Annotated in this window: 23 protein-coding genes; 8 read left to right on the forward strand and 15 right to left on the reverse strand. The window is 35.3% G+C overall.

The window, feature by feature from the left end; genetic code table 11:
* Positions 1-597 precede the first annotated feature (597 nt).
* Entirely contained in the window at positions 598-2,337 is a 1,740-nt protein-coding gene (locus NCCP28_RS14075) for a phospho-sugar mutase (protein WP_248562034.1), read from the reverse strand.
* A gap of 112 nt (positions 2,338-2,449) precedes the next feature.
* Positions 2,450-2,968 carry a cupin domain-containing protein gene (locus tag NCCP28_RS14080; RefSeq protein ID WP_248562035.1) on the reverse strand — a complete coding sequence of 173 codons (519 nt, stop codon included), beginning with the start codon at positions 2,966-2,968 and terminating at the stop codon, positions 2,450-2,452.
* 301 nt (positions 2,969-3,269) lie between these two features.
* On the opposite strand from NCCP28_RS14080, the gene NCCP28_RS14085 reads away from it, so the two are divergent.
* Positions 3,270-4,961, forward strand: a complete 1,692-nt coding sequence (locus NCCP28_RS14085) for a methyl-accepting chemotaxis protein (RefSeq protein WP_248562036.1) — start codon at positions 3,270-3,272, stop codon at positions 4,959-4,961.
* Between the two features lie 551 nt (positions 4,962-5,512).
* Here NCCP28_RS14085 and NCCP28_RS14090 read toward each other — a convergent pair.
* Together NCCP28_RS14090 and NCCP28_RS14095 are read right to left on the reverse strand one after the other, a co-directional pair.
* Entirely contained in the window at positions 5,513-6,991 is a 1,479-nt protein-coding gene (locus tag NCCP28_RS14090; protein WP_248562037.1) for an MFS transporter, read from the reverse strand.
* A 470-nt stretch (positions 6,992-7,461) separates the two neighbouring features.
* Positions 7,462-8,895: an NAD-dependent succinate-semialdehyde dehydrogenase gene (locus NCCP28_RS14095; RefSeq protein WP_248562038.1), complete on the reverse strand. Its 1,434-nt coding sequence runs from the start codon at positions 8,893-8,895 to the stop codon at positions 7,462-7,464.
* A 512-nt stretch (positions 8,896-9,407) separates the two neighbouring features.
* Here NCCP28_RS14095 and NCCP28_RS14100 point away from each other — a divergent pair.
* The 5 genes from NCCP28_RS14100 to NCCP28_RS14120 all read left to right on the forward strand — a co-directional run bounded on the left by NCCP28_RS14100 (position 9,408) and on the right by NCCP28_RS14120 (position 12,850).
* A complete protein-coding gene (locus NCCP28_RS14100; protein ID WP_248562039.1) occupies positions 9,408-9,659 on the forward strand; it encodes a hypothetical protein in 252 nt (83 codons plus the stop codon).
* A complete protein-coding gene (locus NCCP28_RS14105; protein WP_248562040.1) occupies positions 9,652-10,206 on the forward strand; it encodes a hypothetical protein in 555 nt (184 codons plus the stop codon). Before NCCP28_RS14100 ends, NCCP28_RS14105 begins: the two co-directional genes overlap by 8 nt.
* 444 nt (positions 10,207-10,650) lie before the next feature.
* On the forward strand, positions 10,651-11,601 hold the full coding sequence (locus NCCP28_RS14110; protein ID WP_248562041.1) for a hypothetical protein: 951 nt from the start codon (positions 10,651-10,653) through the stop codon (positions 11,599-11,601).
* Between the two features lie 93 nt (positions 11,602-11,694).
* Positions 11,695-12,045, forward strand: coding sequence for a PadR family transcriptional regulator (locus NCCP28_RS14115; RefSeq protein ID WP_248562042.1), 351 nt, complete (start codon positions 11,695-11,697; stop codon positions 12,043-12,045).
* On the forward strand, positions 12,032-12,850 hold the full coding sequence (locus NCCP28_RS14120; protein WP_248562043.1) for a permease prefix domain 1-containing protein: 819 nt from the start codon (positions 12,032-12,034) through the stop codon (positions 12,848-12,850). Before NCCP28_RS14115 ends, NCCP28_RS14120 begins: the two co-directional genes overlap by 14 nt.
* Positions 12,851-13,294: 444 nt before the next feature.
* Here NCCP28_RS14120 and NCCP28_RS14125 read toward each other — a convergent pair whose 3' ends face one another.
* Entirely contained in the window at positions 13,295-13,633 is a 339-nt protein-coding gene (locus tag NCCP28_RS14125) for a 2Fe-2S iron-sulfur cluster-binding protein (RefSeq protein WP_248562044.1), read from the reverse strand.
* Positions 13,634-13,842: 209 nt separating this feature from the next.
* On the opposite strand from NCCP28_RS14125, the gene NCCP28_RS14130 reads away from it, so the two are divergent.
* Positions 13,843-14,646 carry an aspartate dehydrogenase gene (locus NCCP28_RS14130; RefSeq protein WP_248562045.1) on the forward strand — a complete coding sequence of 268 codons (804 nt, stop codon included), beginning with the start codon at positions 13,843-13,845 and terminating at the stop codon, positions 14,644-14,646.
* A gap of 148 nt (positions 14,647-14,794) precedes the next feature.
* Here NCCP28_RS14130 and NCCP28_RS14135 read toward each other — a convergent pair whose 3' ends face one another.
* The 7 genes from NCCP28_RS14135 to NCCP28_RS14165 form a co-directional block, all read right to left on the reverse strand.
* Positions 14,795-15,478, reverse strand: a complete 684-nt coding sequence (locus tag NCCP28_RS14135; protein WP_248562046.1) for a GntR family transcriptional regulator — start codon at positions 15,476-15,478, stop codon at positions 14,795-14,797.
* 283 nt (positions 15,479-15,761) lie between these two features.
* Positions 15,762-16,241 (reverse strand): GlcG/HbpS family heme-binding protein, encoded by a 480-nt coding sequence (locus tag NCCP28_RS14140; RefSeq protein WP_248562047.1) that lies wholly within the window; start codon positions 16,239-16,241, stop codon positions 15,762-15,764.
* A gap of 36 nt (positions 16,242-16,277) precedes the next feature.
* Positions 16,278-17,741, reverse strand: coding sequence for an aldehyde dehydrogenase family protein (locus NCCP28_RS14145; protein ID WP_248562048.1), 1,464 nt, complete (start codon positions 17,739-17,741; stop codon positions 16,278-16,280).
* Positions 17,742-17,891: 150 nt separating this feature from the next.
* Entirely contained in the window at positions 17,892-18,620 is a 729-nt protein-coding gene (locus tag NCCP28_RS14150; protein ID WP_248562049.1) for an iron-containing redox enzyme family protein, read from the reverse strand.
* Positions 18,621-18,850: 230 nt separating this feature from the next.
* Positions 18,851-20,305 carry a hypothetical protein gene (locus NCCP28_RS14155; RefSeq protein WP_248562050.1) on the reverse strand — a complete coding sequence of 485 codons (1,455 nt, stop codon included), beginning with the start codon at positions 20,303-20,305 and terminating at the stop codon, positions 18,851-18,853.
* Positions 20,306-20,420: 115 nt separating this feature from the next.
* Positions 20,421-21,188, reverse strand: a complete 768-nt coding sequence (locus NCCP28_RS14160; RefSeq protein ID WP_248562051.1) for a creatininase family protein — start codon at positions 21,186-21,188, stop codon at positions 20,421-20,423.
* A 64-nt stretch (positions 21,189-21,252) separates the two neighbouring features.
* Complete coding sequence (locus NCCP28_RS14165; protein ID WP_248562052.1) at positions 21,253-21,579, reverse strand: 2Fe-2S iron-sulfur cluster-binding protein; 327 nt, start codon at positions 21,577-21,579, stop codon at positions 21,253-21,255.
* 502 nt (positions 21,580-22,081) lie between these two features.
* Between NCCP28_RS14165 and NCCP28_RS14170 the strand changes: the two genes are divergently transcribed.
* On the forward strand, positions 22,082-22,417 hold the full coding sequence (locus NCCP28_RS14170; RefSeq protein WP_248562053.1) for a hypothetical protein: 336 nt from the start codon (positions 22,082-22,084) through the stop codon (positions 22,415-22,417).
* 146 nt (positions 22,418-22,563) lie between these two features.
* Here NCCP28_RS14170 and NCCP28_RS14175 read toward each other — a convergent pair whose 3' ends face one another.
* From NCCP28_RS14175 to NCCP28_RS14185, 3 genes are all read right to left on the reverse strand, one after another.
* Positions 22,564-23,955, reverse strand: a complete 1,392-nt coding sequence (locus NCCP28_RS14175) for a hypothetical protein (RefSeq protein WP_248562054.1) — start codon at positions 23,953-23,955, stop codon at positions 22,564-22,566.
* A gap of 358 nt (positions 23,956-24,313) precedes the next feature.
* Complete coding sequence (locus tag NCCP28_RS14180; RefSeq protein ID WP_248562055.1) at positions 24,314-25,237, reverse strand: LCP family glycopolymer transferase; 924 nt, start codon at positions 25,235-25,237, stop codon at positions 24,314-24,316.
* Positions 25,238-25,386: 149 nt separating this feature from the next.
* Positions 25,387-26,376, reverse strand: coding sequence for an NADPH:quinone oxidoreductase family protein (locus NCCP28_RS14185; RefSeq protein WP_248562056.1), 990 nt, complete (start codon positions 26,374-26,376; stop codon positions 25,387-25,389).
* Between the last annotated feature and the right edge of the window lie 296 nt (positions 26,377-26,672).

A 26,672-nucleotide genomic window follows, 5' to 3' on the forward strand; every position in this document is an offset into this window, starting at 1 on the left:
CCAAAAATAAAAATTCGCTTTAAAATAAATAGAATTTTTATTTTTGGCCTAAGTAAATTTTTAGCTTTTAACCCTGTTTCCCTTTATAAAATTACAAATTTTAGGGTATTTATCCTTATTTTTGTAATTTTTCATAAAAATTTTTAAAAAATAAAAGGGGCTGGTAAACTATCCTGTTGATTTCCACTCCAGGCGTTCGCTTTCCAATCAACAAATTGCAAAAACCCATCCTAAACATTACCTAACTTTTTTTCAAATTAAATACAAAAACACCGTCCTTTCTTGTAAAATAAATAGAAAATAAAAACAGGGGAAGAAAAACAAATTGTTTTTCTTCCCCTGTTTTTATTTTAGGACTTATTAGGCAGCCCCATACTAATTTATAACATTCATATCATCTATTTGCATATTTCCATCCATTTTATAAATTATAGTATTTATTGGGATATTCCTTTTGACACTGCTTTTATCTCCCATTAACGGGCGTAAGGTCCCATCATAATGGCAATGTCTGTGTGACCTTATAACTTATAAACTCCAACTAAAAAGCCAGTGGGGATGAACCCCTCCCACTGACTGTTAATTTCACTTTATTTTTTAGTTATTGTATCCTTCAATCACTTTATTCACCTGAACCATTACGCCTTCTTTAAGAGCCGCTAATTTTGACTGGCTCTCTTTTAATGAAGGGCTGGTAACGCTGAAATAAAACTTAGCTTTTGGTTCTGTTCCAGATGGACGAAGGCAGAACCATGAACCGTCCTCTAAATAATATTTAATAACATTAGATTTTGGAAGATCAATTAATGTTTCTGTTAAACCTGCTAATTTTTTGCTTGTTAAATAGTCTTCTACAGCTGCTACTTTCAAACCATTTACTTCTTCAATCGGCTGATTGCGGAATGTATCCATAATATATGCAATTTGTTCTGCTCCATCTTTTCCTTTAAGAGTCAGAGATTCTAAACCTTCTTGATAGAAACCATATTTTTCGAAGATTTCTACCAATCCTTCATATAATGTCATGCCTTTTGATTTATAGTATGCTGCTACTTCTGCAGCAAAAATTGCAGACTGAACGGCATCTTTATCACGCACAAAATCGCCGATTAAATAGCCATAGCTTTCTTCATAGCCAAATAGGAAAGTATGCTCGCCTGTTTGTTCAAACTCTTTAATTTTCTCTCCAATAAATTTGAAGCCTGTTAATGTATCAAGTGTTGGGATGCCATATGCTTTGGCGATGGTTCTGCCAATTTCAGATGTAACAATCGTTTTAATAACTATACCATTTTCCGGCAAAATCCCTTTTTCCTGTTTTTGCAACAATAGGTACTCAAGCATTAATGCGCCTAATTGGTTTCCTGTTAATACGGTATATTCTCCATTTAGATCTTTGACTGCAACCCCTAAACGATCTGCATCTGGATCTGTTCCAAGAAGAATATCTGCATCTATTTCTTTACCATAACCAATTGCAATTTCAAAAGCAGCATGTTCCTCTGGATTTGGCGATTTAACCGTTGAGAAGTTAGCATCTGGAAGCTCTTGCTCTTTTACAACTGTTACATTTTCAAAACCAAATGCTTTTAAGCCAGCACGAACTGGCTGATTTGCTGTTCCATGCAAGGGTGTGAAAACAATCTTCAAATCTTTTACACTATCTAAATCGCTATTTAATTGAATGCTTTTTAGCTCTTCAATATAAGCTGAATCCACATCTTTCCCAATATATGTTAATAGACCTTTTTCTAATAGCTCTTTTTCTTCCAGCACTTCTATAGTCAATTCATTCTCTACAGCGTTTACATAACGAATAATAATATCGGCAGCTTCCGGAGGCAATTGACCACCATCTTCTCCATATGCTTTAAAACCGTTATATTCAGGAGGATTATGACTTGCTGTAATGACTACTCCCGCAAATGTATTTAAATGGCGAACAGCAAAAGATAATAATGGAGTCGGACGCAATTCTTCAAACACATAAGATTTTACTCCTAATTTCCCAACCACTTTCGCAACTTCCAAAGCGAATTCAGGTGATTGATGACGAGAATCATATGCAACCGCAACACCGCGATTCATTGCTTCTTCTCCTTGTTCCACTATGTACTTTCCTAGACCCTCAGCAGCTTTACGCACTGTATAGATATTCATTCGGTTAATGCCAGGTCCCAGCTCTCCACGCATACCGCCAGTGCCAAATTCAAGATGCTTATAAAAGCTGTCTTCAACCAATTTTTCAGATTGCTGCAGTTCTGCTAATTGTGCTTTTAAATTTGGTTCTAAATCTGCAAAGCTTGTCCATTTTTCAACAATTTCTTTATAAGCCATAATCCCAGGGCCCACCTTTACCAATATATTTTTACTACCTTAACATTACCTAAATTTTGTATATAAGTAAAGCCTTTTTGGGGGAATTCCCCCCCTTCTGCCTTAACTGCATTTACAAATTGCTCATTTTTTTATTCCATAATTTCACAAGTGGGCCATGTTCTCCGTAGACTGGATCCTTAGTCGGAAGAAGTGCTTTTTTAATTTCCTCTCCAGTTCCTTCAATATCTTCTTTTGTATTTTGCTTAAGATTAAATTCCTGCCCATCTGGATATGCGCCAATTACTTGAAAATCAATGGAAGCAGATAGTTTTTTATGTCCTGTTCCTGCTGGAAGCACCAATATATCTCCACTATTTACAATAACTTTTGTGCCAGATTCTCCACCAATCAACAATAAACCCGATCCTTTTAAGATGCCAAGAACTTCATGAGCATTGCTGTGATAATGGTGAAAATCATAAATTCCATTAATCCAAGTGTTTTTCCAATTATTAGACGTTATAATCATTTCCATTTTATCTTCATTATTTTGAAATACCTGTTTATAATGCAAAACTGGTAAAGTTGGATTATTCGGTATATAGCCATTTTTTTCAAAATAGAAAATTGTTATATCTGGTTTTATCATATAAAGCTGCACCTCTTTTCTTCTATCTATTTTGTATATACCCATAATTTAAATAGTTCATTCCATTTGCATCCTAATAAAGTGCAGCTTAAATCAGCAAGTTTTTCACATAATCCAATCTCGAGATGAGGGTCTAAAACGTTCTAATGAGAGAAGGATTTTTTGTTCACTTGTTAAAGAGAAAATTCTGTTTTTATACAAAGTATTAAATGGGAACTTTTATTACCGATATATGTATTATGCCATGAAGGCAAATTCTGAGATTTATACATAGAAAACAATATAGGAGTAGTGAAAATAAATGAACTTTAGTATTAAACAAAAATTAATTGGGAGTTTTCTACTTATTTCTCTCTTTTTTAGTCTTGCTGCGGTCTATTCTTCTTTAAGTGCAAAAAAAACGGAAAAATCTTATCTATATATTATTAATACTGTTTCAGAGTTACGAATAGTCACAGATGAAATTCAAACAAATGCGGCTTTGCAGTCTGGCTATTATAGAGGCTATTTGCTTTATAATGAACCTCTGTATAAAAATCGCCTAAACAGTGCAAATTCCAAGATAGAAAACCTTGTTTCGGAAGGGCAGAAATTGGCCCAAATAGATGAAATAAAAAAAAGCCTAACAGAAATAGGAGAATTAAATAAAGAATACGGACAAAAGGCAAATTCCATTATGAATTCTGCACAGGGAAATAAAGAGAAAGCAATAAATGATGGATTGCAGCAGCTTGTCCCGATTGCCAACGAGTTAACAGAAAAAGCTGCTTCTCTAAGTTTATGGCTTAAAAAGGAATTAGTAGAACCTGAAATAGCTAAAGCAACACAAGAAGCAGAAACACGTATGATAACTATGATAGCTTTAAGTGCTGCAACTACTATTCTTGCGCTCCTGATTGGAATCTCCCAATCACTGTTTCTAACAAACACATTAAACAAACTTAAAAATGCAACAAAAGAAGTAGCGGAAGGAAATCTAAAGATCGAGCCTATTAAAATAAAACAAAAAGATGAATTATATGATTTAAATCAATCATTTGATCAAATGAAAAATAATTTGGTGCATATGGTCACAAATATTTCTGTAAGCTCTGACCATGTTGCAGCAAGTGCAGAACAATTAAATGCAAGTGCGGAACAATCAAACAAAGCTGCAGAAACAATCGCATCTTCCATTCAACAAATCGCAAGTGGAAATGAGTTCACTTCTTCAAGCCTGGTGGATAACTCTCAAAATATTGCATTTATTTTTGATCATGTATTAAAGATTGCTGAGGAAGCGGAAGTTGTCTCTAAACTTTCACAAACAGCAACAGAAAAGGCAGTAGAAGGAGCTGCTTCTGTTGAAAATAGTTTGACTCAAATGCAATTTATCAAAGAATCTGTTGAACGGACTAATGCTGTTATTACCTCTTTGTCTAATCGTTCAAAAGAAATTGAAAATATTGTAACGTTAATTGGCAACATTGCTGAACAAACAAATTTGCTGGCCCTAAATGCAGCTATTGAGGCAGCACGAGCTGGTGAACATGGCAAAGGATTCTCCATTGTGGCAGAAGAGGTTCGAAAATTAGCAGAACAATCGCAAACCTCTACCAAAAGCATTGCCAATTTAATTCAGGCCATTCAAAAAGAGACAATAGAATCAGTTAACACTCTTCAAGAGGCGATGAAAACAGTGGAAAATGGAGCCGTACTTTCCGAAAAATCAGCATTAGCTTTCTCTGAAATAGTGGAAAGCACCAAAAAAGTTACTCCAAAATTAATGGAAGTAACCCAAACAATTTCTCATATAACAAGCCGTGTAAAAGAAGTAGACACATCAGCAAAAGAAATTGTCTCCTTATCCAAACAACAAGCCATCAGTACGGAGGAATCTGCGGCATCGACAGAAGAGCAGCTTGCTTCTATGCAAGAAATTAACGCTTCTGCAGAAGCACTGGCACAAATGGCGGAGGATTTGACACATATAGTCAGCAAATTTAAGCTTTAAATTCATGCAGTGATAAAGGGAAACTTCAATCAATGAAGATTTTCCATATCCTTCACTGTTTGTAGCCTGAGTCCTATAGGGGAAGTAAAGCTGGGACATAAGTATTCCAGTTGAAAATAAAAACGAACAATTATATGGTAATTACATATAATTGTTCGTTTTTAAACTTTTAAAAGGGTGGTTTCAGTAAAGTTTGTTGTTATTACCCGCAGCCTAAATAATTAATTTTTTCTATTTTTTTAAATGGTTTTAGATAAAAACCTTTAAAAAAGAAGTGGAATGGAACGAATAGTTTTTACACTTGACTATATGTAAAAACACAAGTAACCAAGATTGCGAAACTAGCCTTTATTTTAAAGCTAAAGTTAGAGATTATTCGTCTTTACAGATTATCTAATTAGTTGTGTCCCAACCTTCTTTTCTGTCAGGCTTTACAGACAGTTATCTCTTACTTAGTCTTAGTGAGTTTCCCGTTTTCTCTTCTACTCCCGAAGCGAGGCTATTGCTGCCCGCTCCGTTAATGCGTGATAAGAGGGTTTAAGAGCAAAAAATTAGACAAGATCATCTTTTTTCCTTTCTGACTCTGCACTTTTCCACATGCACCTAAAAAAATAAACCCCAGCCAAAACCGTTAATGCTCCCAATAATAAAAATAAGTAATGAAAACCTGTCATTACTTCTGCTGATCCTTCTTTAGGATTCTTCATCCACCCTTCTAAAGAATGATCAAGCCAGCTATTCATAAAAGTAATGCTTACAGCTGTTCCAAGGATCATTCCAATATTTCTTAATAAAGCAATTGTACTGCTCATCATTCCTAAATATTGTAAAGGGACATAAAACATCATAATACTATAATTGGGAGAGGTAAGGATTCCCATAGAAAATCCCAAAAAACAAAATAAAACAATTAAAATGGGCAAAGTTGTATTTTGAGATAAAAGGCTTAATGTAAACATGCTAATACTTAAGCAAAATAAACCAATAAATACTATTTTTATGCTGCCAAAGCGATCAGATAAAGAACCGCTAATAGGGCCAAATAACGCAAGAAACAAAGGATAGCACATTAAAAGCAAACCAGAATATTCTGCTGAATAGTGCAGCACCCCTCTTAAATAAAAAGGCAAACTGACCATTGCAGCAAATGTTGCAGCATAACTAATCGTTAATATAACTCCACCTGAACGCACCATTAAGGAAGAAAAAATCCCCGGGTCAATAAATGGATAGTCTACTCGTCTGCTTCGATGCATAAATCCCCAAAAAACAATAACGCTAATGATAAGAATCGCAAATAAAACAGGGGTTGCTGCACCTTCTCCAATACTATTTAACACATAAACAAATGTTACAATGCTTACAGCAAATAGCATGCTTCCAATATAATCAAAAGAAGACTTATAAAACTGTTTGTCCAAAGGAATATACTTTTGTGCCAGAACAAATGCAGACAAACTAAAGGGAACAATTATCCAAAAAAGAATATGCCACGAAAATGCCTCAATTAATAGCCCGCCTACTGATGGTCCCAACAAAGCCCCAAAACCGACAGATGTACTAATAATTCCCAATGCTCTTCCTCTGTGCTTTTCTGGATAAGCATCTGTCACAATCGCCATATTAACTGCTTGAAGCATAGCCGCACCAAAACCTTGCACTACTCTGCCTATAATTAATAATTGAATGGAAGTTGATAATGCAGAGGCACCGGCTCCTACTGCAAAAATAAGATAACCTAGATTATGTATTTTCTTTTTGCCATATTGATCTGCTACCTTCCCCATAAATGGCAAAAAAAGCATAATTGAAAGCAAATAGCCATTCACTATCCACTGAGTCAAGGAAAGGCTCGATGAAAAATAAAGAGAAATATCAGTAAGAGCAATATTTACAAATCCTGCAGAAAAATGAGAAAGAAAGGCGCCTGCACATACAGAAACCAAAAGCAAAATAGAATGCGTTTTTTGTTTATTCATTCTATTTACACCAGCTGTTGACACCCCATGCACTACATTTGTTTTTTTCATACATACCACCTTTTCAGGCAGCAGCTCACCACCTCAATTTTCAACTATATCCATAAATCCATATTTTATATTCATGCAAAAAATGATTAGTAAAATTTCAGCTTTACAAAGATTTATAATAGTATCTGTTATTGCTTCAACTATATCCGCTATTTTTGCAAGGAAACAATAAAATATAATCAAACATTTTAAAGTGAATTCTTTTGAGCGCAATGAATGCCCTTCAGAAAAAAGCTGTTTTCTAAAAGATGGATGGTTTTCGGATCGTTTCCATAAGTATATCCATGGTTAAAGCAGGTGGATTGGAGTGCAAGGTGCGAGACTCCTGCGGGATTAGCGGGACAGGTGAAATCCAAGGAAAACGAGCATCCCTCCACTGCAATCAACCTACTCCTTTAAAAGCAACAAAATTTACGAAAACAGCCTAGAAAAAAATTAGATGAGCTCAAAACAGCTCATCTAATCTTTTTCTAAATATTTAACTCAAGGGATAAGTATTTATATTCTAAATAATCTTCTATCCCATATTTTCCTCCTTCACGGCCTATTCCTGATTCTTTTATCCCGCCAAATGGAGCTTGTGCCGTTGTCGGCAATGGATCATTTATGCCGATAATGCCATACTCCAAGCTTTCTGAAACCCGAAAAATCCGTGAAACATCATTTGTATAGAAATAAGAAGCAAGACCATATGGTGTATTATTTGCCTGCTCTATCACTTCTTCTTCTTTTTCAAATAAAAAAATAGGCGCAACCGGACCAAATGTTTCTTCAGACGCAATTTTCATTTCACTCGTAGCATTCAATAAAATGGTTGGTTCATAAAAAAATCCTGCCTCAAATTCTTTTCCTTCAGGCCTTTTGCCTCCATAGATAATTTTTGCGCCTTTTTGCACCGAATCTTCAATATGTTCTTTTGTTTTGGCAACTGCCTGTTCATTAATTAATGGCCCAATGGTAACACCTGGTTTCTTTCCATTTCCTACTACTAGCTTCTTCATTTTTCCGGTTAAAATTTCGGCAAATGCATCGGCAATATTTTTTTGTACATAGACTCTATTTGTACACACACAAGTTTGGCCCGCATTGCGAAATTTACTAGCAATTAAACCATCAGCAGCACGATTTAAATCTGCATCTTCAAAAACAATAAAAGGTGCATGTCCCCCTAGTTCCATGGACACTTTCTTCATTGTATCTGCCGCCTGACGCGCAAGCTCTTTCCCGACTGCAGTAGATCCTGTAAAAGTAATTTTGCGCACATCTGTACTTTTCATCATTTCCTGTCCTATTTCTTTAGGCATGCCATGCACTAAATTTAATACACCTTTTGGAACGCCCGCTTCATGGAATGCTTTTAACACTTCTATTGCTGTTAAGGGAGTCGATTCTGCAGGCTTAATAACAACTGTACAGCCTGCAGCCAATGCAGGAGCAATTTTCCTCGTAATCATGGCAATTGGGAAATTCCATGGCGTAATGGCACCAACAACGCCTACCGGCTGCCTCATGACAATAATTCTTTTCGTCGGGGAGCTGGATGGCATTGTGTCACCATAAATTCTTTTTCCCTCTTCTGCATACCATTCTAAATAATCGCAGGCAGTATTGATTTCACCAAGCGCTTCTCCAATCGGTTTTCCCATTTCAGATGTGATGATTTCTGCAAGCTCTTCTCTTCTAGAACGAAGAATGGAAGATACATTTTTTATATAATGAGATCGATCATTTGCTGTTAATTTTGACCATGGCTTTAAGGCAGCTTTTGCAGCATCTATCGCTTTTTTTGCCTCCAGCGCTCCTCCTTTTGAAACAGCTGCTACCATTTCTCCCGTAGCAGGATTATACACCGGATATGTTTCCTTCGACTCAGCCTCACACCATTGTCCATTTATATATAACATTTTCTCGCCCTCATTTCCTTTAATTTTAGTCGATTCTAAGTTTGTAGATAGTTCCATTTTAGCAGAGTATGTATTGCCACTTCCTTTTTAATGCTCAAAAAGGCTGATCTTAAGTTTTGTTGCTGGCAAATTTTTTGGGAACCTATATATGCCGTTCTCATTATTTTATGTTCACTTTATGTTAGTATGTTCCTATTTTTTGTCCTGCCCTTTGTAACTATCTCTAACAGCGTATTAAAATGTTCTAGCCTAAAAAGAAAAAACAGCCCTGATAATTACTTAACAGGTTTACTTTAGAGATGCAAACAAGTAAAACACGAGAAAAAACACATTAGAATTCACAGATGAATTCTAATGTGTTTTTTTGTTATAATACCAACGTTTATAGGAGTTTTTTTAAAATTTCTCACCCTAATTCGCATATATAATCACACATATGGAAATAATTATTGTAGGGTATGTGAATTGTTTGTGATTTATACTGTGAATTGATTACGGAGGTGAAAACCCCTATGGGAATGAAGTTTATTGAGCCTAAAAATAAGCGAGCGGAAAAGGTTGATTGGAAAATCTCTGAACGCACCCGTTCGATTGTGAAATATTATGCGGAATATACGGATTTTACCGAAGAGGAAGTTGTTGACGAGTTCCTGCTCAATCTCTTGGATGATAAGAAGTTTCTAAAATGGGTGGAAGGAAAACGTTATAATAAGCGAATTTTAACTCAAATCTTTGATACGGAGGAGGATGCTAATATTGGCTAGACTGAAACGGTTGGCAATGCCATCAGATGATGCGGTAGAAATTTTTGAACCTGTTTCCTCAGATGAGTTATTAGACAGGCATCTTGACTATCCTATTTTAAGTCCGAGGCGTTTCGCCAAAAAATACAACAAGTTATTCGAACCTGTTGAATTTGTGTTCAACGGTAAAGTTCATAAAATTCAATTCAATCATTGTGTCAATCCATATTGTCTTTGGTTTGGTCAGCCACAAATGAGATTTGAGCACATTAAAAATAAACCTAGCCGATACAAATTAAGCAGTAATGGGCGAAATAGAACAAGCTCAATTGTTTGTAATCCGAGTCACGATGACCATCCTGAAGAGAAACCTCACAATTGTACAGTCACACCTATATCCAATTGTGAGGTAGCGGAAGAAATTAAACGATTAGCCACGATGGATATTGTGAAGGATATTGAACCAGATTATGTTTTTCATAATGAAGACTGTGTGAATGGCGATTTTACACCTTTCACCCATCAAAAGCACTTTTATCGAAGAGGAACGAGCAGTGGTGGTTCATAGAAATGGCAGTGTAAACAATGCAAAAAAATAACCAATGTTCTTCCAAACCGTGAACAAAAGTTTACCTACCACCACAAGAAAAATGACATAATGCCGATGTTCGCTAAAATGCTTCTCAACCGAATACCTGTAAGCAAAACCTGCGAGGCTTTGGATATTTCACCTAAGACTTACTATCATAAATTGGAATGGCTGTATCGCAGATGCTTGGAGTTTCTGGAACGGCACGAACAAAAGCCTTTGAAAACGATGGAGTTTAACTCCCTTTGGCTCAATACGGACAAGTTGATTTATAATCTAAACAATGTTCGCAGAAAGGGTCACGGCGGTCTTCGGTACGATAATTTGGAAGACAAGTTAATGCAGACCCATATTATTGTCACAGGTGATGTTGATACAGGTTATATATTTCGGTCAGATGTCGCCTACGATTGGTTGATTACATTGAGAGATATTAGTGAAGATACCCAATATTACAGAGAAGACCACCTCTATGAGTTTTCAAGGAAAAATGCACGGCTTCGGCTTTCTTGCTCACCGCAGCCGCCAACGGAGAACGATGATGAAACAGACCTTGAATATGAGACATTATTGGATGAATTCCAAAGAAGAAGCAAATATATTGAGGGTCTGCACACCAATTCAAATTACACGGCTCTCGTACATCTTTGGATGATTAAACAAACTCTTCAATCGCAGAAATGGCGGTTTGTTTCAGATGAAGATGAAACGATTATGAAAGCAATCTATCGAACTTTTATCGAGGAAATCACATCAGGTGATGTCCATCATTTCCTTTGTAAAGTGGACCGTGAAAAAGAGCTTCCAGAGGCATATAAGGAACACATTACCGCAGCTTCAAAGTTGAAGGATTGGGGCGAGTCACAAGGATTTGATGAATTGTCTTTAAAGAAACTGGCATCATTGAAAGTAGTGTATGAACTGCAAGGACAACCTCTATTTAAGGTTGTATCAGATGGAACTCAAACTTATAAAGTTTGGGCAAAGAGTCCGATTGAACACCCTCTACCTCCATCGGACAAAGGGTATTTTTCGGTTGATTGCACAACAGATATTAGCTCTCTTTCCGATGATTATGTCGCCAATATGCTTTTAAAAGTTAGTGACAGACCAACAAGCAATTTTATGCAATCCATCAGGAGAAGATTATCCATTTTAGAAAGACCGTTAGTAACGGCAAGAGGTGGTGGTAAAAGCTATATTTACGCTAACTTTAACCCTAAATATGCACAAATGGCTGTTACCATCTTGCGTAACTACTATAACTTTTGTTTGGGAACGAAAACAAAGGGAAAGGAAAAATTAACTCCAGCCCAATTACTTGGTTTAACAGACAAGCAATTCACGATTAATGATATTTTATATTTCAAATAAAAATCACCCTCTTAAAAAAGGGTGATTTTTAATAAATGAATACCTTGCTTTATTAGGTAATATATATTATAAATGATTAAGGGGGTGTAAAAATTGGAAATTAACAAAGAAGTATTAAAAGGGCATATTGATACATTAATCCTCTCGTTATTACATAGCAGAGATATGTATGGATATGAATTAGCAAAATTGGTTCGTGAAAAAAGTGAAGAACAATTTGAACTAAAAGAAGGTACGCTTTATTTATCATTAAAGAGATTAGAAAATAACAAATGGATTTCTTCTTACTGGGGTGATGAACAAGGACCAGGCGGAAGACGAAAATATTACAAACTTACTCCATTAGGTGAAGAGGGATTTGAAGAAAAGCGTAAGGAGTGGCAATTTGTAAAAAAAATTATTGATACATTTATCGAAGGGGGAGAAAATCTTGAAACAAATTGATGCGTATGTAAATTCTGTTTATCAGAATATCGGAGGTAATAAAAAAGAAATTCAAGAATTAAAAGCAGAGATGAAAAGTCATTTGATAGAAGCTGTTCACGAATTAAAAATGGAAGGAATGAATGAACAAGAAGCCATTAATATTGCAATTGAGCGTTTCGGTGGTGAACAAGAAATGCGTTCGATTGTAGGTCAACTATTTAAAGCTCAAAAAACATTCGCCAAATGGGTGCTTTATCTTGCGATAGCTGTACTTCTTTTTACCGTTTCTGCATTTGGGTTTGTATGGTCAACTGAAGAGGAAAATTCTAATGAAAACTCTATTGTAGCTACACAGGTTTTAGATACTTTACATAATAAGAATAATATTACTGAAGAAATGAAAGTAAAAATAAATAGTTTAATAAAAGGTACTGACCAAATCTCGATGGTTGAAATTTATAATGTAAGCGATGTGGATAATAATAATTTGGTATTTGATTATGTAAGAGATGCAAAGCCAGATTACCGTTTTGAACAAAAAGTGTGGAACCCTAAATGGCTTCAAGCTAGTTTCTTCCCTTATGGAAATGGGGACGGTAAACAGTGGTACGTTGAAATGGAAACAAGACATATGGGTAGTTTGATGTCCATAATTTTGTTTCCAGGAGTTGCAATTTATGTAACTTTGTTTACCATTTGGGCAACGATTAATGCATATCATCATAAACGATTAAATGTTGGATGGATATTTGTATTTACATTGTTCAATGTTTTTGGGTATCTGATTTATTACATTTTTGGGAAAAGAGCAAGGGTAAATTAATTTTAAAGGAGCTTGAATTATCAAGCTCCTTTTTTCTGTGAATTGTAATGTGGATTGTGTAGCGAACAATATGTGATTTACATTGCGATTTAGCTTGTTATTTAAACTTTTGCACCCCAAAAGTAAACCCGTTAATAATTACTATAGGCTGCTAGAATTTTTTATTTCTGAATGTCGTTCGTTGCATATATACCTTTCATTCACATAGCATCTTGTGCTAAGCGTGACTCTCGTTTGTATATGGGTTTGTGTGCGTAATATACATTTGCTACTGCTTGCTTGCTACAATACTTGCATGTAACACCAAAGTCTTTTGGTATGCGATAAAAGTGTGGAGCATTAAATTTAGCAATTGCTTCCTTAACATGTGATTTACAAACCCACATAAACAGCCACTCCTCTTTTAAGAAAATTCAGAATTTAATAATTAGAATAGTTGATAGACTATTTCACTTTTTGGTAGCGATCTGGTTTTCTTTTCTTAACTATATTCGTTACTTCTTCATCCCAAGAAACTGCAACATCACCTTCTGTTACAAACGTTTGGCAGCCTAGACGATAGCCTTTTTCTAACCATTCTTCGCCAAGTTTTCTTCTTTCTTGAATTTTAACTTGGTCCAAATTTTCTTGGCCAGATTCTGTTTTAAATACACAATTTCCACAAATTCCTCCACCGCATCTATTCGGCAGCTCGCCATCATATCTTAAGGAAACACGCAAAACATTAGAATTATCTGGAATTTCAAACACCTTCCCGCTTGTTAAGAAATTTATATTTGCCATTTATTCATCTCCTCTTTTCGTATGTAAGTTTTCGTTTCATCTCTTGGTATACAATATACCATATTTCGAAATTTCAGACAACTTATTTTTTACTATTTTTAAGTTATTTATAGATTTTTTTACTATTATATCGTGATTATTCTAACAATGATATATAATTATTGTATACCAAATACAAAAGATAACTTTTTAATAAGGTGGGAGATAATATGTTAACAGTTGGATTAATTGGATATGGCGCAATTGGAAAAGATGTAGCAGCCTATATAAAAGAAAACAAGGCTGGAGATGTTAAATTAGAAGCTATTCTCGTACGAGATAAGCAAAAATATCAAGATTTAGATAACGCAGCACTTTTCATAGACAATGAGGCTGAATTCTTTCAGACAGGACTAGATATTATAGTAGAAAATGCAGGTCATGATGCTGTCTTTCAATATGCAAAAAAAGCTTTATCCTCTGGCAGCCATTTTATTGTTGTATCTGTCGGGGCTTTCTCTAATACGGATTTTTTCCATAAAATAAAAGGGATAGCTAAACAAAATAACCGAAGATTAATCATTCCCTCTGCTGCAATTGGCGGTTTAGATCGGATAAGTGCTGCTTCTTTAAATGGCTTGGAAAAAGTAACACTTATAACAAAAAAACCCCCAAAAGCTTGGAAAGGAACTCCGTCTGAAAAAATAGTCGATTTAGATGCACTCCAAAGCCCCTTCTTGCTATTTGAAGGCACTGCAAAAGAATCTGCCCAACTTTTCCCAGAAAGCACCAATGTTTCAGCTGCCTTAGGGATAGCGGGTCTCGGAATGGAGCAAACAAATGTAAAGGTGTATGTTGATCCATCTATCATTGCCAATACACACAAAATCGTTGCGGAAGGTTTTTTTGGCAAAATGGAAATAAATATAGAAAATACTCCCTCTGCAGACAATCCAAAAACAGGATACATTGTGGCAATGAGCGTTTGCAAAACACTAAATAATTTGTCCTCTCATCTTATGATTGGCATTTAAAAAAACTCATAGTGTGACTTACTTACTCTTTTTAGGAAACTTAATCAACTTGAACTAATTTCATCATCATAGGTGATCTTTCCTTTCATACTATACCTCTCCGTTAAATGAGGATAAAAATAAACTAGACTAAAACGTTTAGCCTAGTTTATTTTTGCTGATTTTTTTGTTTTTCTTTTAATTTTTCCATAATATGAATATATGCTTTTTTAGCATTTTCTATATGGATTTTTGTTAAAGATTCTGCCATCTCCACCTCACCGTTACGGATGGCTTTCATAATGCCGATATGCTCTCTCAATGATTCTCTTCTTCGGCCTGGTGTTTCGTATCCCATATTTGCGGACATATGAATATAATCCATTAATCCTGACAAGATATCGTATAACTTAGGGCTTTTTGCTGCCTGGTAGATGAGATAATTCGTTTCCGTATGCTTTATTTCAAATTCTTCTTCCGATTGTGATTCAAAGGATTCTAACTCTGCAATTTTTTCATCAAATTTCCCTACCATTTCATCATTGATTTGCTGTGCAGCTAATTTTACGGCTAACACTTCTAATGACGAGAGAATGGTAAACACTTCAATAACATCACTCTCTGAAACATTTGAAACAACTACCCCTTTTCGCGGCACTGTTTTTACAAATCCTTGAGATTCTAAGCGGAATAAAGCTTCTCTTATAGGAGTTCGACTAATATTCAACTTTGCAGCTAGCTCTCTTTCAATTAATCGATCCCCTGGTTTATATTCGCCTTCTAAAATCATTTGTTTTAGAAATCTGTACACATGTTCACGAATTGATAAAAAGTGCTCTTCTTTCCATTCCATTATTAACTCACCTTCTTTCTTTAAGAAAAATTGTCTTCTACTTGCTTGAGTTTACCAAAATTTCTTATAAAGTAACACATTTTTTGCTTTAATTCATTTGGAAAACAATCTATGTACTTTAACTATACTCACATTAGACTACTAGGATACAAAAAGCCATAAACAAATAACCTCAAATCGCTTCAAGCAACCGCGAATTTGAGGTAGTATAGGTTTATAAAAACATAATGGAACAAAAGTGCCCAGCTTACAATAGAAATAACCAAACCAGCAACTATTTTTATTATTTTTTAATGTCAGGTCCTGTTAATACGCTTAATCCATCTTTTTCTAAAAATTGTGCGAGTGCTTCTAAAGCGGCTGTACCTACTGCTGTATCTTGTTCACCGTTGCCGCCGCTTATGCCAATTCCTCCTACTACTTCTCCATTCACTACAATAGGGAATCCCCCAACAAATATAGCAAATTTCCCTGGGATCATTAATTGTATTCCATATGCTTCATTACCAGGAAGCGCTGGACCAGTTGGCTCTTGGTTAAATAAATGTGTAGATCTTTTATGTCCAGCAGCGGTAAAAGCTTTAGAGGTTGCAATTTCTGGGCCTGTAATCCGCGCTCCATTCATGCGTTCAAGGGCAATTAAATAGCCGCCATCATCTACAATTGCAATGGTTTCCAATACAGCTATTTCTTTTGCTTTAAAAATGGCTGCCTCCATCATTGCCTTTGCTTCTTCTATTTCTAATTTCATAACATTTTTCAAAACAGTTCCTCCTACTCTTCTATATAATAATCCTTTTTAATAACCTGTATAAACTGTCTTTAATTGGGTAAAAAATTCTAATCCTACTCGTCCTGATTCACGGAAAGTCGATGTGCTGGATTTCTTTAATCCTCCAAATGGTGCATTCATTAAATTCCCTGTAGTGGTGCGATTTACTTTCACTGTTCCTGCTTGAATATCCTTCGTAAATCGATAAGCAAACTCGAGACTATTTGTTACAATACTTGCAGATAGGCCATACTCCACATCGTTAGCAATTTTAATTGCCTCCTCATAATCTTCTGCCTCTATTACAGCAATAACAGGGCCAAAAATTTCTTCTTTCGCAATTCGCATAGATGGAGTCACATCAGAAAAAATAGTTGGTTGGACAAAGTAGCCATTTTCATATTTTCCATCTAGTAATGCTTCTCCGCCAAATATTAGCTTTGCGCCTTCTTCTTTGCCTATATCAATATAATCCAGTACATTATCCCATTGTTTTTTATTTGCTAATGGACCAATTTTTACGCCCTCCTCAAAACCATCACCAATTTTAAGTGCACTCGTTTTTTCCACTAGCTTTTCAATAAAAGCATTCTTGATACTCTTTAAAACGATTACTCTGCTTGTGCCTGTACAAGCTTGACCTGTTAAAGAAAAACCTCCATTTACTGTCAAAGTAGCTGCCTTTTCTATATCTGCATCCTCCATAATAATAATGGGGTTTTTTCCGCCTAATTCCATTTGTGTTCTTGTTGTAAAGGAAGTATGGCGATAAATATACTCACCAGCTTTTGTTGATCCAGTAAAAGTGACGGCTTTAATCGCTGGATGCTCTACTAAAATATCACCAATAGCCGCAGAACTGCCTGTAATAAAATTAATAACCCCTTTTGGTATGCCAGCCATATGAAATGCTTCTACTAAACGATAGGCAATGAGTGGTGTATCAGATGACGGCTTAAACACAACCGTATTTCCTGTAATTAAAGCAGGCGCAATCTTCCTGACTGGAATAGACAATGGAAAATTCCATGGTGTAATCACGGAAATGACTCCTAATGGCTCTCTTTCACTAGACACTTTCATATTAGGGTCATCATTCGGAAAAGTTTCTCCTGACAAGCTTTGGCCTTCCACTGCATAATAGCGAATAGTAGCAGCAGATCTTAGCACTTCATTTCTAGCATCACCAATTGTTTTTCCTTCTTCTCGTGTTAATTCAGATGCGAGAATATCCACATTGTTTTCCAAAATCACTGCTGCTTTATTTAAGATTTCTGCCCTTTTAGAAGGAGAAACTTTAGCCCAGGCTGAAAATGCTCTTTCTGCTGCTTCAATCGCAAGCATAGCATCTTCTTTATCAGATGCTTGAAAAACGCCAACAATTTCTTCCTTATTAGCAGGATTAATACTAGTAAATGTCTCATTGCCTTTCGCTTCTACAAATACACCATTTATATAATTTTTATATGTATCTACCTTTATCGAAAGCAATTTTTTTCATCCTCTCTGTCCTTTTTCTTCCCTTTAACTTTTGCTATCTTTTCCTTTAAAAAGAGAGCAGCTTCCACAATACGGAAACTGCTTTTTATCTTGCTTATAGAGTAAGGAGCATCATTTACTGCTGAGTTATAGAAGTTTAAATTAGGCTTGTACTAATTTTCCAAGGTCTTGCTCGAGATATTCTTTGTATAATCCATCCATATACATTCTTCTCATTTTTGCACCTGTACGAACAATTTCTAAACAAGCTTGTTGTAGTTCAGGTGTATCTGCATGATCTAAAACGATTTTGTAGCCCCGCTCCCCATGAATCTCATCTGAAACAATATGAAGATCAAAGAATTCAATTTCTTCATCTGTAAAACCATATTTTTCACGAAGAACTGGTGTTTGTTTACGATAAATATCCGGAACTTGTGATTCAAGACCGACAACTAACGCAGCTGTTGCAACAACAAAATTTTCTCTTTGTGCAACAGAGTAGCACCAGCTTTGCAAGCCTAATGTTGTTGGAGCCATATTTGCTGGATTTGTAATTCGCTCACGAGTTGTGCCACAAGCTTCGGCAAATCGGATTAATAAATCAGTATGGCGATCTGCAGCGATTTCCTCTTCATACATATTTTGTAAAGTAAAATCTTTAGCAGCTTCGTATTTTGCTAGATTTGGCGTATTATGATAGATATATGCTAAATAATCCGCAAATGGTCCTACATAATGGAAGTGATTTTCTGCCCATCTAGCAAAATGCTTTCTTTCTAGCTTTCCATCCGCCCAAGCGACAGTGAATGGCGCCTTTTGACTATGATTTCCTTTAATTGCCTCTTCTAGTTCTTTACGAAATTCATCTTTTGATAATAGCTCATTCATCTGTAAAATCTCCTCCCAAATAGTTTTTATATTTTTGTACATTGTATACCAAATGTGTTCAAAAAAATATTTTAGCTCATTTTTTATCTTCTATGTAGGAAAGATGATTCGCTAAAATAATTATGTATTTGGTATACCATGTATTTATAATATACTAACTTTTCCAACTTGTAAATATTTTTTTGCAATATTTCTAATATTTAAAAAACATAAATGCAAATCTAGTTTTACTACCAAATAATAATTGCTATAATCGTTGAAAGAACAAGTCCCCCTACTACAGGAAGAAAGTTTTTTCTTGCCAATTCAAGAACAGATACTCCACAGAAACCAGCCACTGCAACTAATGATGACCAAGCAATAATCGTTCCTCCACCAGTCCAGACAGAGCCCATTTGCCCTATTGCTCCAAGGGTACTAGCATCTAGACCTGAAGAGTGAGCCAATGCTCCTGAAAGGCTCCCTACTAGGGGCAGACCTGAAAACCCTGATCCTTCAATTCCAGAGATCATCCCGACAAGAAGCAATCCAAAAGCTGATATAACGGAATTATCAGGTATATAGCTTTCTGCACTTGTTATTAGATCGACTAAAAAAGCTGGTTTCGGTGCATCTTCTGGTAAGGAAAGAATTGAACCGGTAAAGTCAGCACTTCCTAAGAAAAAGAATCCTGCAATTGGAATAACAGGTCCCATTGCTTTAAAAGCAAATACAAAACCTTCTACCAAATGTTCACTAATTTTATCCAAAGCATGTACGCGATGATAGGCTACAGATGCAAGAGCCAATAAAATTGCTCCGACTCCTCCAATAAAGGCAGCACCATCTCCTCCAGCAAATCGACCGCTTCCAGATGATGTAAACATAAATATCATCACAGCAAGTAGAGAAACTGGTACCACTATGGCAAAGATTTTTCCCCATCTTTCCTTATTAGGAATAGAAACGCCTTCCTCTAAACTTGCAGCAACTTCATTTTCAATAGGGTTTGAACCAACTTGACTTCTTTCATATAAATCAAATGCTTCCAACGCTTCTTTGCTTTTAGGTTTGTAAAAAGATTTTCTATTCGCATATAAAGCAATTCCTAATGCGGAAACCCCAGTAATTAAGGAAAGCACTAACACTTTTGTTGCCACTTCACTTGTTTCAATACCAGCTGCTTTTGCAGTAAGCATTGGAGCAACTTGCATAATATAATCGGATGATAATGCCATTCCTTGGCCTGCAATCGAAACAGTCATTGCAACAAACATTGGCGGCAATCCTGAACGAATAGCGGCTGGCAGCAATAAAGTACAAATTAACGGTACAGCCGGTGTTGGCCAGAAGAATAGTGAAATAATGTAAGTCGTAATAGCAATGGCAAAAAAGGAAATATACCCATTTTTCATTACCTTCTCGACTGGGGCAATCATTTTTTGATCTGCTCCTACATCTTTTAAAGATCTTAATAAAGCGACCATAACGGTAATAATTAAAAAGATATTAAATAATTCTTTTGCTGCAATTAAGCTTGCGTTAAATACAGCTTGGAATCCGCCAACAAATGACGATTTATAAATCATGGAAACAAGAAACGTCCCGATAATAGTTGGAAGGACAACACCTTTTTGCATAAGCATTGTTACGATAACTAATATGGTTATAATAGCATACATCCAGTGAGCTGCGGTTAATTCCATTATTTTTCCATCCCCTCTATAGAAAAAGTGCAACGAACAGCCTTTTACACCTTCCTAATCCCCCATTATTTTTCAACATAAAAGACTCTCACGGATGTTTCTCTGCCATTTTTTATTAGAGTATAACTGTTTCAATTTCGAGTAATACACAAAGATCATCAGCCAAATTTACCAACGCTTCTTCCACAATCATTTCTCCAAGTTCAAAACTAGCTTTTGTTCCATCACCAATACAGCCATTTCTTGTCATTTCTTCATAATGATAAAATCCTTGAATGGCTTTACCAGGTCTTAAAAGCTCCCACTTTTCTCCCGAATTAACCTCTCCTTTTGTCAATCGATCCATACGGATTAAGTGTGGGGCTAAATACATCGCCTCAGACACTTCTCTTTCACAGCTGTGGCCAAAAAGTGTGGAGCTAATACCAGCTGAAATTGCCTTTTTAGCTGATGCTGTTGTTTTTGCATAATAAATGGCTACTTCTAATTCCTTAGAAAGTGAGGTGCATGCCACACCTAATGTCGATTGATTCCCCCCATGTGCGTTCAAGAATAAAAAATTGGTTATTCCATGCTGCTTTAAGGAGACAACCATATCTTTTAATATCGCGATTAACGTAGTAGGCTTAAGAGAAATAGTTCCTGGAAAATGAATATGGTGCTCAGAAACACCAAAATTCACGGTAGGTGTTTTCATTACATATGGATATAGTTTTTCTGAAAGACGTTTAGCCATTTCAGTAGCTAATACAGAATCTACACTTTCCACCATATGTGGACCGTGCTGCTCATGAGCCCCAATTGGTATAATTGCTAGCTTAACTGTTGCTAACGCTTCTCGAACTTCTTCCCATGTCATTTCATTTAAATCATATAAGGACATAGAGTTTATCCTCCTATAACACATTTAGGCTTTTTGTATACCATTTATTTTTAAAAAATAAAAACTATTTTACTTGCTGTTCCTTCCGTTTTTTAATGGCGACTGTTTCTTCTTGTGATATTTCAATATCATTAGTAATTGTCATTTGGCATGCAAGGCGAAAACCTTCCTCCACTTTTTCTCCTAGCATCTTCTTTTCTTTCCAGTTTGCTTCTCCTAGATCCTCACTACCATTAATTATTTTGCATGCACATTTTGTACATCGGCCCATTCCACAGCCATATTTTAACTCTGGAAGCTGCTTAATTCCTGCTAAAACTACTAAATTTGCATTATCTTTTACTACTTGCTCTATTACTTTTCCATTAACATGAAGCTTTACATTTGGCATATCCTCACCCCTGTTGTTAAAGTAGTATTTTTGACATTTGTAGAAAAGATTCAAATTTACATTTGTTCTCTTTTTCTTTCTGTCCTGCAAATCTACTAATCATCATCTTTTTTACAACAGCCTTGTCTCCCCCCTTTTTAAAATAAATTTACTTTTGCAACATATTCATAGTGAATATTAATTTTCATTATACACAGGAGTTTTAATTCCGCTGTTAAATTGTCAGATAATGTGACTTGGTTTTTTTCCTTATTAGAGAATATGCTCCCACCTTTATTTACAGAAAATATTAATTTTTCAGAATAGATATTGTTTTTTCTATCTAGATAGGATAAACTTATAACAAATTTGGTATACAATAAACAATAGAAGGTGGGGTGCATTCATTATTAGTCCATATAATGGCTTTGTTACTGAATATTGTTGTTAAACGTTTTTTTGTTTATTCGTGTGAGACATGTCTTTCACACGTCTTCATACTAAAAAGAGGAGTGGTAAAAAGATGGATAAGTATATTGTCTTAACAAATAAGGACACCTTTCAAACAATCATTGAGGGAGATGGATTAGAAGCTGTTGAAACATATCACTTCTACTTTTTTGAAGAATTAAAAGCAAAATATACAATAGCAAAAGTCTTAGATGATTCTATTAAAATTAAACTATACGAAAATTATGAAGGAAAAGAGTATGTTAATCTTATTCGCGTAAAATTCTTTGAAAGCTTTTCCACCATTGAAGCTGCAAGAGAAGAATTATTTGAAATCGTCCGCGCTTCTGGCAATAGCAAAGAATCTAAATTTTCTACTTTAATTAAAGCAGAAGAAGCAGCTAGCTAATCTAAAGATACTTATTTATAACTGTTTTTGTTGGTTCATTTACTTGTGAATCAACTTTTTTTAATGTTTTTTAAGGGTTGAACTTTTCAAAAAAAAGCAGCAATCCCCTTTTTTATATCCTAAGGATTACTGCTGCATTTATTTTATTAAGTTTGTAAAATAAGTTTTATCACATAGATGTATATACATCCACAAAATAAGTAAGAAAAGGTATATCGTATATTCCAGTTCGATATTTTAAATGAACTCTCCTTTACAATGCTAGACATCAAACCAATTGTTGTATTAAATGGACCAACCAAAAATGCTGAAACTGCTCCGACAAGCATGACAACCGTTAATATATTTGCTGAAATGCCAAGGAGACTAGGGTTTATTGCTTCTGCCATCAATGCTAATGAAATCGTTGGATGCAAGCCTATAAAAGAAAAAATAACAGGAATAATTGGAATAATAAGTAAAAAGATCGTTGCTCCGACTATATTTTCAAGGCGAATCATCCAATGGTTAATAAGAAGATCTGTTTTAGATATTTGTATCGCTGAAATAAAAAAACCTGCAGATAAGTAAATAAAAAATTGTTCGTTCATTTTTTTAGATAAAGAGCCAATATATTCTTTTAAAGAAGCGCTATACTCTTTTCTTCTCTTAATAAGCAGGCACCAGCAAAATGAGAAGGGAATAACAAGCAAGGAAACAATCGTAATAAAGGTAAGATTAAATAAAAACTCGGCCAATATTAAAAGACCATTAAGCAAAATAATTGCTGCCACTATATGTAATATTCGTTTCATTGATCTACTTTTTGTCTCCTCTATAGCAGCAGCTGTTTCTTGATTATTACTAGCAAATAATATGGAATTATTGCTTGATTTGTTGGCTACCCTTGCCCCTAAATACCAATCTAATACTAACCCAAATAAACTTAAAGGCAATACATATGGCAAAATGGACAACCAACTCACCCCATTAAGGCTTAAAGCAATGCCCACAACCGGTGTAATAGGAGACCACATTAACGGCATTGTAAATCCATGAGTAATGGCTCTACTAATAAATCTTTTTTCGTTTTGCAAAGGATAAAATCCCAAAACTGGTTTGATTGCATAATAAGCCATAGGAACTGTTGCTACATTCATAAAGATACTAAGAAAATAAGCAATGCTCGATGTCATCATATAAAGATGTTTAGAATTTTTGACATTGCGCTGAATAATTGCTTGAAGACTTGATGCATAATCTCCTAGTTTAATCGGAAAAGCCAGAATAGGCACCAATCCAAATAATGCCAATAATTCTAACATATTTCCAAAAGAACTTATGTATTCATAGAAAGATGCATTACTTTGCCATAGCATGATTCCGCCTAAAGTAAGAAAAAGTAAACCAAGCATTCTAACAAAATGACCAACTACAAAAAGAGTATAAAAAATAATTCCTAAACAAATACAAGATAGCAACAATCCTAATGGCAAAGATGGAAAAACAACCGAACATAAATACATAAACAAGGTAAAAATTAGCAAGTAATTAAACATTTCATCACCATCTGTCTATTTTTTTCCTATTATAATTCTTTTGTGGCATTTTGTATACCATTTATCCTGATAGAATATGAAAATAAATATCTGTTATGGACATAAAGTGAAACTTCAATCAGTGGGGATTTTCCACGTCCCCCACTGATTGATCCTTGAGGTAAGAATAGGATAGAGGTCACACAGACATTGCGCGCGTAAGTCTGTGTTCTTTTATATCAGGCTTTTACTCAGCTAGTTTCTACCCACTTAGATTTCTCGTTTTCTCTTATAATCTCTTAGGTGGGGGTCAAAAGCCCGTTAAATAGTGATAAATTAAAAACAGCTAGGACTCTTATATCCTAAGCTGTTTTATTTATTATTCCCCTAAATTTTCCTCCAACATTGTCTTCACTTTTGCCTTTTCTTCATCTGGAACAACTAGATAATAGCTTCCATTTATTGTGGCATTGGATCCCTTTATTTCATATTGCTCGATATTATTGCGCACATTTCGATAATTTTTTTGAATTTCCATCATTTCATCGAACGTGATATTTGTTTTTACATTGCTGCCCAATGCGTTTAGAATATTGTCAAAATGTGAAACAGACTTTATGCTGGCTGCCTGGTCGATAATAGCTGTAATAACTTTCCTCTGTCTTTCATTTCTTCCAAAGTCTCCTTCAGGATCAAGGTGGCGCATGCGGACAAACCCTAATGCTTTTGCTCCATCTAATTGTAATGTTCCTTTTTTATAATGATACCCTTTTTTATAATAGCCTTCATCGATCCAATCCAAATCATTATTAACTGTTATGCCGCCAACTGCATCTACTAGATCACTTAATGCTTCCATATTTACTTGAATATAATAATCCATATCTATTCCTGCAAACTCTTCCACTGTATCTAAAGTCATTTTAACGCCGCCATATGCATATGCTGCATTAATTTTATTGGTTGTACCTTTGCCGACAATTTCTGCTCTTGTATCGCGAGGGATGCTGACCATTTGCATTTTTCCAGTTTTCGGATTAAGGGTCATCACGATTAAAGTATCCGTTCTTCCCACATCCCCTTCTCTCTCATCCACACCCATTAAAAGAATCGAAATAGGCTTTTTATTGCCAAGGGCCTCTTCCTTTTGCTTTGCCTCCGTTTTCGTTTCTTCTCCCACCGGTTCATACATCTTATTTGCTGTTTTTTCTACATAGTTATATAGATAAGCAATATAAGCACCAATACCGATAATAAGAACTCCTATAATGGAGACAATTGTAATAATAACTTTTTTCTTCATTTTTCCTCTCACTTTCCATCTAAGTTTTCTAAAAGCAAATTACTACTATTCTACTAATCTAACATGAAAATCAAATGAAAATTTCTGATTTTTTCACGAAAAAAATACTCTCTGCATGATCTAGAGAGTATTTTTGAACATCTGTTTTCTTATATCTTTACAATAATGCGTCCTTTTATTCCCCCTGATAAAATAAATGGCAATTTATCGGGAAGTTCAGCAAGATTTACCTCTTCATAAATGAAATCAGCTAAATCAACTGGTTTAAAATCACTTGCAAGGCGTGCCCAAATTTTCTCCCGCTCATCCATTGGACAATAAACGGAATCAATGCCAAGAAGATTTATCCCACGCAAGATAAATGGAAAAACACTTGTAGGCACTTCTCCTCCAGCAGTTAATCCGCTAACGGCAACCGATCCATTGTAGCTGATTTTGCTGATAATGGCTGCTAATTGTTTGCCGCCAACAGGATCAATGGCACCAGCCCATAATTGTTTATCCATTGCTTTTATCGTTCCATTATAAACTTCTTCTCTGCCAATAACTTCTTTTGCACCCAGTTTCATTAAATACTCTTCTTCTCTTTTGCCTGTGCTTGCCACAACCTCGAATCCCAGATTTGCTAAGATATTTACACCAAAACTGCCAACACCGCCAGTTGCACCAGTAACAAGAACCTTTCCCTTTTCAGGCGTTAATCCATTATCTTCTAAACGCTGAACAGAAAGGGCTGCTGTAAATCCAGCTGTACCTATAATCATTGCTTCTTTTAAAGACAGGCCATCTGGAAGAGGAACAAGCCAATCTCCAGGAATTCTTGCATATTCACTATAGCCTCCCGTATGAGCTACCCCAATTTCGTAACTTGTTGCAATTACCCTATCTCCCTCTTTAAACCTCTTGTCTTCAGAAGAGACAACAACTCCTGCTAAATCAATTCCAGGAATATGAGGATATGACCTGACTATTTTTCCATTTGGTGTGCTTGCTAGTCCATCTTTATAATTAATGCCAGAATAATGCACTTTCACGATAACATTGCCTTCTGATAAATCATCTAGTGATATATTTTTTATTTGCACCGAAAAGTCTTCTTCTTTTTTATCTACCACTACAGCTTGAAAAGTATTTTCCATTTCCGTCACCTCCCATCTATCCTATCAATTAAAAAGACTATGGTCAAAACATAGAAATTACCCTATAAACACAGGGAAAAGAAGAAATATCATTCTATTTTTTGTCGATACACAAAAAAAGAAATATAATAGAATTACTTGCTTTTTTCAGAGTATCGAAAAAGTTTCAAAGCAAAAATTCAGGCTGAATGAACACACTCGACTACCTTAGGAGTCCCCCTTTTTGAGGAGCGGATTTACCTTCTTCGGGTAATGAGCACCGCAGAAAAGGGGAGTGACAAAAGAGCGAGCGTTTG

Source organism: Niallia sp. NCCP-28 (assembly GCF_023168165.1).
Classification (GTDB): Bacteria; Bacillota; Bacilli; order Bacillales; family Cytobacillaceae; genus Niallia.